Genomic DNA, 8,704 nt, shown 5'->3' on the forward strand with positions numbered 1-8,704 from the left:
CAAATAGGGAAACGGCGCCCTTGTGACAATCGGAATTCAGGTTCACATTGTTGGCCGAGTAACTCTTTCGGGGGAGCCGTTGGCGATAGCCGACCCTGTCCAGGCCGCGACGGCCGTCACGCCGCCCAGCGCGCGCGGGCGCGTGAGGGCCTGGCTGCGCGAGCCGCTGCTGCATTTCGTCGTCCTCGGCGTGGCGCTCTTCGTGGGCGCCCAGGCGTGGCGTGCGGCGCATGACCAGCATCGGATCGTCGTCACGCCCGAGCGCGCGGCGGAGCTGACCCGCAAGTATCAACTGCAGTTCGGCGCGCCGCCGTCGCCGGCCGAGGCCGAGCGGTTCATCGACGCCTATGTGCGCGAGGAGGCGCTGTACCGCGAGGCGTCGGCCATGGGCCTGGGGCGCGACGACGAGATCGTGCGCCGCCGCCTGGCGCAGAAGATCGAATTCCTGCTCGCCGACCGCAGCCTGCCGCGCGAACCCGACGAGGCGACGCTGCGCCGCTGGTTCGACGCGCATGCCGCCGCCTACGCCACGCCGGCCCGCACCACCTTCCGCCACCTCTACTTCTCGGCCGACGGGGTCGGCGACGGGCCCAGCCGCGTCCGGGCCGAGCGGGCGCTGGCGGCGCTGCGGGCGGGCGGCGCCGAGGCCGACGCGGGCGCCGACCCGTTCCCCGACCAGGGCGCGTACACGCGGCTTTCCGACGAGGAGGCGCGCCGGCTGTTCGGCGCCACCGAGCTGACCCGCGAGCTGGGCGCGGCGCCCGTGGGGCGCTGGTCGGGGCCCTACCGGTCGGGCTACGGCTGGCACCTCGTACATGTGGACGTCCGCGACCTCGCGGGCCGGCCGCCGTTCGAGACGGTTCGCGAGCGCGTGCGCGAGGACTGGCTGCACGACGCCCAGGCCGCCGCGAACGCCGCGGCGATCCAGCGGCTGCGCGACCGCTACACCGTGGTCCGGCGGGACCTGGAGGCGGCGCGATGAGTGTCGCGACCCGGCTCTGGATGGTCGTCGCCCTGGTTCTGGGCCTGCTGGCGGCGACGCCGGCCGCCGCGCATGAGGTGCGGCCGGCGCTGATGCAGATCACCGAGACGGGGCCCGGTCACTGGAGCGTCTTCTGGAAGCAGCCGGCGATGGGCGACGTGGCCCTGAGGCTTTCGCCGCACCTCTCCGGCGGCTGGCTGGAGCAGCCGCCCGCCGACCAGTACGTGGCGCCCGGCTTCATGGTGAAGACCTGGGATATCCGGTCGCCGGCGCCGCTCGATGGCCAGACGCTCACCATCCAGGGGCTGGAGCAGAGCATCACCGACGTCCTGGTGCAGGTGAGCCTGGCCGACGGCCGCCGCGTCGAGACGATGGTCCGCCCCGAGGCGCCGCACGTGACGCTGGCGCTGGCGGCCAGGCCCGCGCCGGCGGTGCCGGCCTACCTGAAGCTGGGCGTCGAGCACATCCTGACCGGCGTCGACCACCTGATGTTCGTGCTGGGCCTGCTGCTGCTGGTGGGGATCAACTGGCGGATCGTGAAGGCGGTGACGGCGTTCACCGTGGCCCACAGCCTGACCCTGGCCGCCGCGGCGCTGGGGTGGGTGCATGCGCCCTCGGCCGTGGTGGAGGCGCTGGTCGCCCTCAGCATCGTCTTCGTGGCCCTGGAGCTGGTGCGCGATCCCGGCGGCGAGACCACGCTGACGCGCCGCCATCCCTGGCTGGTCGCCTTCGCGTTCGGCCTGCTGCACGGCTTGGCGTTCGCCGGCGCGCTGGCCGAGATCGGCCTGCCCCCGAAGGGCGTGGTGGCCTCGCTCTTCCTGTTCAACGTCGGCGTCGAGATCGGGCAACTGGTGTTCATCGCGGTCGCGATCGTCGTGATCCTGGCCCTGCGCCGGCTGCGTGGCCTGATCGCCTGGAATTCCGCGCCGCTGGCGCGGCTGGCGCCGCCCTATGCGATCGGCGCCTTCGCGACGTTCTGGTTCATCGAGCGCCTCGGCGTGGCGTTCCAATAAGGTGTGTCTGGGAGGGTCTCATGCGTAACCGTTGGCCGGTTCTGATGTCGGCGCTGATCGTGGCGGGGTGCAGCGCGGTGGCGAAGCCCACGGGCGAGGCCGCCGCCCCTGACGGGGCGCCGGAGGCGGCGTCCGGCGCGGCGTCGCCGGCGGCCCGCGTCGCCTACTTCGGCGAACTGCACCTGCACACCAGCTACTCGTTCGACGCCTGGGGCCTGATGGCGACCAAGACGACGCCCGACGACGCCTACCGGTTCGCAAAGGGCGAGGCCGTGAACTACAACGGCCAGATGATCCGCCGGGCGTGGCCGCTCGACTTCACGGCGGTGACGGACCACTCCGAGAACATGGGCCTGCTGAACGGGCTGGACGATCCGGACAGCGAGCTGTCGAGGAGCGCCATCGGCCAGGAGATCCGCAAGACCCCCTCGAAGAGCTTCTACATGCTCCGCGAGGCGGCGGCCGAGCACCGCGTGATCCCGGGGCTGGATCCCATGGCGGCGGCGAAGTCGTCCTGGGCGCGCCAGGTCGAGGCCGCCAACGCCAACTACAAGCCGGGCAGGTTCACGACCTTCATCGGCTACGAGTGGTCGCAGATGAACGAGGGCAAGTACAACCTGCACCGCAACGTGATCTTCGCGGGCGACAAGGCCCCGCTGCCGTTCACGTCGAATGACTCGTCGCGGCCCGAGGACCTCTGGACCTACCTGGAGAAGAACCGCGCCAACGGCATCGAGGCGCTGGCCATCCCGCACAACGGCAACGCCTCGAACGGCCTGATGTACGACTGGAACATGAGCGACGGCCGGCCGATCGACCAGGCCTACGCCGAGCGCCGGATCCGCAACGAGCCGGTGACCGAGATCGTCCAGAACAAGGGCCAGTCCGAGACCCTGCCGCAACTGTCGCCCAGCGACGAGTTCGCCAACTTCGAGATCTACGACGTGCTGCTGACCCAGCGCGACGTGCATGGCAAGATCGACGGCAGCTACATCCGCCAGGCGTTCGGCCGCGGGCTGGTGGTGCAGAAGAAGGTCGGCGGCAATCCGTTCAAGTACGGCGTCGTCGGCGGCAGCGACTGGCACAACGGCATCACCACCACCGACGAGAACGCCACGGCCGGCACGCCCGGCGGCATCGACCCGAAGGTGAACCTGCCCGACGGCGACCGGGCCAAGCAGCTCCTGGGCATCATCCAGACGCGCGCGATGATCGACGACGACGCGGCCAAGTCCGGCCGGCCGCCGGCGGTCGCCAACCTGATGATGACCGGCAGCGCCGGCCTGACCGGCGTCTGGGCCGAGCAGAACACGCGCGAAAGCATCTTCGCCGCGATCAAGCGCAAGGAGACCTTCGCCACGTCCGGGCCGCGGATGCGGGTGCGCTTCTTCGGGGGCTGGGATTTCGGGCCGAACATGCTCCAGCGGAAGGACTGGGTGGCGCAGGCCTACCGCACGGGCGTGCCGATGGGCGGCGACCTGCCGTTCCGCGCCGCGGGCGGCGGCGCGCCCAGCTTCGTCATCCAGGCGATGAAGGACCCGGACGGCGCCAATCTCGACCGCGTGCAGGTGGTGAAGGTCTGGCTCGACGGCGGCGACTACAAGGAGAAGGTGTTCGACGTGGCGCTCTCGGGCGGGCGCAAGGCCGATCCGAAGACCGGCAAGGCGCCGGCCGTGGGCTCCACGGTCGACCTCCGGACCGCCACCTACCGGAACACCATCGGCGCGGCGATCCTGCAGACGGTGTGGCGCGATCCCGAGTTCGATGCGGGCAAGCCGGCGGTCTACTACGTGCGCGCGCTCGAGATCCCGACGCCGCGGTGGACGACCTATCTCGCCGTGAAGCGCGGCCTGCCGATCCCGACGACGTCGCCGGCGACGCTGCAGGAGCGGGCCTATTCGTCGCCGATCTGGTTCACGCCGCCCGCCGGCCAGGCGTCGCGGGCGGCGATGCAGGTGGCGCGGCGGTGAGGATGCGCCCATTGGACCGCGCGCGGCGGATCGCGCTACGGTCGACGCGCAAGCGTTCAGGTTGGTGTTGATGGACAAGACGATCGAGGCCGGAGACTCGCCCGACAAGGGCTGGGCGCGGCCCGCCTACCAGGAGCGGAGCCGCCAGCAGCGCGACCGCCTGATGAAGGCGGGCGAGCGCGTGTTCGCCGAGCTGGGGTTCTGGCAGGCCCACGTGGCCGACATCGCCCGGCGCGCGGGCTGTTCGGTGGGCAGCTTCTATCGCCGCTTCCAGGACAAGGAGGCGTTCTTCTTCGCGCTGCAGGCCGACATGGCCGCGCACGCCGAGGTCAACATCGCCAAGTTCTTCGATGACCCGGCGTGCATGGAGGAGCCGCTGGTCGACGTCTTCCGCCGCCTCGTGCGCAACACGGCGCGCACGATGAAGGGCATCGAGGGCTACTATCGCGCCCTGTTCGAACTCTCGCTGCGCGGCCAGGACGTGTGGCCGATGATGCGCCGCATCGAGGTCATCGAGGCGGGCCACATGGTCGAACTGCTCAAGGCGCGCGGCGTCGCGGTGGACGACCACTTGCAGACCGCCGCGCACCTCGCCATCCGCATGCTCCACGGCCAGTTGATCTCGTGCATGCTGCACGGGCCGGGGCCGTTCACGGCCGACGACCCACGCCTGCACGAAGAGCTCGCGCACCTGCTGGTGCGCTACCTGCGGCTCGACGAGTAGGTCGAGAGCCCGATCAACTCACAGAACGTCATGGCCCGGCTTGTTCGGGCCACCATTGGGCTGTGCGTTGATAATGATCCGCAGCGTCGACGCTGCGGACCTCCTGAATCTCACAGCCCAATGGGTCCCCCGGACAAGCCGGGGGATGACGAGCGTTGGGTGGTGGCGCGTGGGCTACGCCGGCTCCATCGCGAAGCGGGCGAGGCGCCGGGTGATGATGTCCTCGGCCTCGGCCATGATGCCGTCGATGAGCTGCTTGCAGGTGGGGATGTCGTGGATCAGGCCCACGACCATGCCGCACGACCAGGCGCCGGCGTCCATCTCGCCGTCCTGCATGATCCGCGGGTAGACGCCGCCCACCTCCTTGATGATGTCCTCGAACTTGAGGTCCGGGCCGAGGTCCTTCTCCTTCTGGAGCAGGCGCTCGACGGCGGCGTTGTTCAGCACGCGCTCGGTGTTGCGCAGCGGGCGCATGACGAGGCGCGTGTCGAGCTCGCTGGCCGCGACGATGGCCTGCTTCACGTTCTCATGGACGGGCGCTTCCTTCGTGGCGATGAAGCGGGTGCCCAGGTTGACGCCCTCGGCGCCCATGGCCAGCGCGGCCACGAGCTGCTTGCCGTTGGCGACGCCGCCCGAGGCCACGAACGGGATCTTCAGCTCCTCGGCGGCGCGGGGCAGCAGGATCCAGTTCGGCACGTCGTCCTCGCCCGGGTGGCCGCCGCACTCGAAGCCGTCGACGCTGACCGCGTCGCAGCCGATGGCCTCGGCCTTCAGCGAGTGGCGGACCGAGGTGCATTTGTGGATCACCTTGATCCCGGCCTCCTTCAGCGCCGGGAGCCACTTCTGCGGGTTGTTGCCGGCGGTCTCCACCGCCTTCACGCCGCCGTCGATGATCGCCTTCACGTAGCCCGGGTAGTCGGGCGGGGTGATCGAGGGCAGGAAGGTCAGGTTCACGCCGAAGGGCTTGTCGGTCATCGTCCGGCACCTGGCGATCTCGGCGGCCAGCAACTCGGGCGTGCGCTGCGTCAGGCCGGTGATGATGCCCAGGCCGCCGGCGTTCGAGACGGCCGCCGCCATTTCGGCCAGGCCCACGAAGTGCATGCCGCCCTGGATGATCGGGTGCTGGATGCCGAAAAGGTCGGTGATCGCGGTCTTCATCTCGGGTGCTTCCCCCACTTGGTGTGTCGTTCGCCGCCAGTGACGCCGGGCGCCGCAGCGGCGGTCAAGGCCCTGCGCGCCGACGCAATTAACCGGAACTTGGATTCACATTCAAGGGCCTCGGCCCGCGAGGGGTCAGAACCCCGCCAGCCGCCGCTGGTCCTCGTCCAGTTCGGGCGGCCTCGGGCGCCTGAAGCGCTCGGGGTTCGGCTCGGCCAGGAGCTGCGGGAACTTGTCGGCGTTGATGAAGCGGTCGGTCCAGTTGGTGGTGGACGTCACCTGCCCCACCGCCGCGCGGCGCTTCTCCAGCACGTCGGGCGGGGTGAGCCGCCGCGGCATCATGCAGACGAGGCTGATGGCGCGCAGGAGGACGGGGTCGTCGGACGGCGTCTCCAGGCTGCCGCTGGAGCAGTGGATGGTGCGCGAGTCCCAGAGCAGCAGGTCGCCGGCCTCCAGATGGCACATGATCGGCGGCGTGCCGCTGAGCAGCGGGTCGTCGGCCGGGAAGCGGAAGTGGTCGACCGTCAGCGGCACGCGGCCGAGGCGCTCGGGGTAGACCTCGGGGATCTTCTCGAACGCCTTGTGCGAGCCGGGGATCAGCACGTTGCCGCCGGTGGCGGGCGAGGTGCGCAGGAGGCTCACGAGGCCCTGCACGCACTGCAGGCCGGGCCGGGTGATCGGGTGCTGGTCGATGTGCAGCCACGAGCCGCCGCGGTTGGTGCGCCAGGCCTCGTTCAGCGTCCAGGGCCGCCACAGCGCCATGCCGTCGAAGCTGACCAGCAGGTCGTCGTCGTCCCAGATCGCCGCGAAGGCGCGCTTCACGTTCGGCGCGCTGCGGATGAACCACTGGGCGGCGGAGTGGCCGATGCCGTGGCCGGGCAGGATGCCGCCATGCACCGCGGTGGGCCAGCGCTCGTCGCCCCAGGTGGTCCAGTCGGCGCGGTCGATGCCGGTGCCGAGCCCTTCCAGATAGTCCCAGGTCAGGCCGAGGGCCTCGTCGCACTGGGCCTGCGACAGCGCGCCGGCGATGACGACGTAGCCGTGCTCGCGCAGGTAGGCGATGCTCTCGGGCGACCCCGGCGCGAACCGCTCGACATGGACGTAGGTGGGCTCGATCCGGCCCGGGTCGGTGGGCTCCGCGGCGGCCGGCCGCGTCTGAACCTGCTCTGACATCGCGTTCCCCCTGATCTCGTTGGGGAGACGATAGCACGATGTTCGGCGAATGCGCGGCCTGCGCGCGCCTACCGCCAGATCAGCAGCGGGCGCAGGGTCACGCGGAAGGAGAAGCCATGGTCCTGCAGGTCGCGCCGGCCGGGCGCCTCGACCGCCTTGAGGTCCTCGGCCCAGGTGGCGCGGGCGAACAGCCAGTCGGACGGCGTCCAGGCCAGCGAGGCGCCCACGCTGTAGAGCTTGTCGTCGGTCAGCGGGCCGTCGGCGTTGCGCATGTAGGCGCCGTCGACGAAGGCGGAAGCCGTGAAGGCGCCCCAGTCGAACGCCCGCGTCGCGCCGGCCCGGCCGCCCAGGTGGAGGGGGCGCGCGATCTCGACCGAGCCCACGATCCCCTTGTCGGCCAGCAGCAGGGTCTCGCGGTAGCCGCGCACGGTGGTCTCGCCGCCGGCCGCGAACCGCTCGCCCGCGTAGAGCACCCCGTCGGACCACTGGCCGTAGAGGCGGGCGCGCAGCTCCATGCCGTCGGACGACAGCCGCCGGGCGTAGTTCACCTGCGCCAGCACGGCGCGGAAGTCCCGCTCGGGGACCTCGACGCCGGTGATGTCGGACTTCGTGCCGTCGAGCCCCTGCGTGGCGGTGAGCGAGACGGCGAACACCTGGTCGACGTTGCGCTCGACATAGTCGGCCACGAAGCGCAGCGCGTAGTACTGCGTGCGCCCGTCGACCGCGCCCGGCGCGAACGAGAACCGCTCGCCCAGCAGGTAGGCGGTGGACTCGCGCCACGCCAGCAGCACGCCGGCCGAGACGGTGCGGGCCGAGGTCCAGCGGCCGGGCTCGGCGGCGGGCAGCAGCGGCACGTCCACCAGCTTGCGCGTTATGCCGCCCTCGATGGCGCGATCCTTGGCGCTGATGTCGAGCGGGGCCAGCCGGGGGTCGACGACGGCGGCGTCGTTGTAGGTGGCGCGGATCGAGACGGTGGTCCGGGGCGAGATCAGCGGGAAGGCGTAGGCGACGGTCGCGTCCTCGACCCCGTCGGTGAAGCCGTATTCGGCGCTCAGCACGTCGCCCGCGCCCAGGACGTTGCGCGTGAGGCCGCCGACCGCCACGCGCTCGCCGCCGACGGAGGGCGAGCGGTTGTTGGCCACGGAGACGTAGAGGTCGTTGCGGTCCTGCGGGTAGATCGCCAGCACCAGGCTGGCCTCGCCGGGCCGCGCGCCGGGGCGCAGGTCGGCGTTGATGGTGCGGATCGCCGGATCCTCGGCCAGCAGGCGGAAGTCGCGCTCCAGTTCGCCGGCCGACAGCGGCCGGCGGGTGGTCGACGGCATGCGCGCGGTGACGTAGTCGGCGTCGAGGCCCTTGGCGTCGCCCCCGATCCACTCGACGGTGACCGGCGGCAGGTCGGCGACGGGCGAAGCCAGGCCGCCGTAGATGATCTCGACGGCCAGCACGCCGGGCTGGGGCGAGGGCCGCACCACGACGCCGGAGTTGATGTAGCCCGCCGACAGGAAGGCGCGGTTGGCCAGTTGCACGACCGCCAGCGCGTGCCCGACGCCGGCGCCCGGCACGCCGTTCTTCGCGAACTGGGCGCGCAGCCAGGCCTCGTCCAGCGGCTGGCCGGGGGCGTGGTCGAGGGCGAGGCCGGCGCCGGGCTCGGCGGGCGGCGTCCAGGCGCGGGGCGGGATCGCCT

7 protein-coding genes are annotated in these 8,704 nt (G+C 71.3%); 4 read left to right on the top strand and 3 right to left on the bottom strand.

All coding sequences use genetic code 11. The features are described 5' to 3' along the window. Positions 1-79: 79 nt before the first annotated feature. The 4 genes from KF737_RS19065 (at position 80) to KF737_RS19080 (ending at position 4,689) form a co-directional block, all read left to right on the top strand. On the top strand, positions 80-982 hold the full coding sequence (locus KF737_RS19065; protein WP_296458796.1) for a peptidylprolyl isomerase: 903 nt from the start codon (positions 80-82) through the stop codon (positions 980-982). Then, positions 979-1,995, top strand: coding sequence for a HupE/UreJ family protein (locus tag KF737_RS19070; protein ID WP_296458798.1), 1,017 nt, complete (start codon positions 979-981; stop codon positions 1,993-1,995). Before KF737_RS19065 ends, KF737_RS19070 begins: the two co-directional genes overlap by 4 nt. Positions 1,996-2,015: 20 nt before the next feature. Continuing rightward, positions 2,016-3,965 (top strand): DUF3604 domain-containing protein, encoded by a 1,950-nt coding sequence (locus KF737_RS19075; protein WP_296458800.1) that lies wholly within the window; start codon positions 2,016-2,018, stop codon positions 3,963-3,965. A gap of 70 nt (positions 3,966-4,035) precedes the next feature. Beyond that, a complete protein-coding gene (locus KF737_RS19080; protein ID WP_296458805.1) occupies positions 4,036-4,689 on the top strand; it encodes a TetR/AcrR family transcriptional regulator in 654 nt (217 codons plus the stop codon). Positions 4,690-4,863: 174 nt separating this feature from the next. Here the strand turns inward: KF737_RS19080 and KF737_RS19085 are convergent, their stop codons facing one another. From KF737_RS19085 to KF737_RS19095, 3 genes are all read right to left on the bottom strand, one after another. Further along, positions 4,864-5,847 (bottom strand): nitronate monooxygenase family protein, encoded by a 984-nt coding sequence (locus tag KF737_RS19085; protein ID WP_296458807.1) that lies wholly within the window; start codon positions 5,845-5,847, stop codon positions 4,864-4,866. Positions 5,848-5,982: 135 nt separating this feature from the next. After that, positions 5,983-7,020, bottom strand: coding sequence for a phytanoyl-CoA dioxygenase family protein (locus KF737_RS19090; protein ID WP_296458810.1), 1,038 nt, complete (start codon positions 7,018-7,020; stop codon positions 5,983-5,985). Positions 7,021-7,088: 68 nt separating this feature from the next. Further along, positions 7,089-8,704 (bottom strand): ShlB/FhaC/HecB family hemolysin secretion/activation protein (locus tag KF737_RS19095; protein ID WP_296458813.1); only part of this gene is annotated, 1,616 nt, incomplete at its 5' end.

The sequence above is a fragment of the Phenylobacterium sp. genome, assembly GCF_019636135.1.
Taxonomy (GTDB): domain Bacteria; phylum Pseudomonadota; class Alphaproteobacteria; order Caulobacterales; family Caulobacteraceae; genus Phenylobacterium.

Coding starts and splice junctions, on each gene's coding strand:
- KF737_RS19070 (WP_296458798.1), top strand. CDS start 979: ATGAGTGTCGCGACCCGGCTCTGGATGGTCGTCGCCCTGGTTCTGGGC.
- KF737_RS19075 (WP_296458800.1), top strand. CDS start 2,016: ATGCGTAACCGTTGGCCGGTTCTGATGTCGGCGCTGATCGTGGCGGGG.
- KF737_RS19080 (WP_296458805.1), top strand. CDS start 4,036: ATGGACAAGACGATCGAGGCCGGAGACTCGCCCGACAAGGGCTGGGCG.
- KF737_RS19085 (WP_296458807.1), bottom strand. CDS start 5,847: ATGAAGACCGCGATCACCGACCTTTTCGGCATCCAGCACCCGATCATC.
- KF737_RS19090 (WP_296458810.1), bottom strand. CDS start 7,020: ATGTCAGAGCAGGTTCAGACGCGGCCGGCCGCCGCGGAGCCCACCGAC.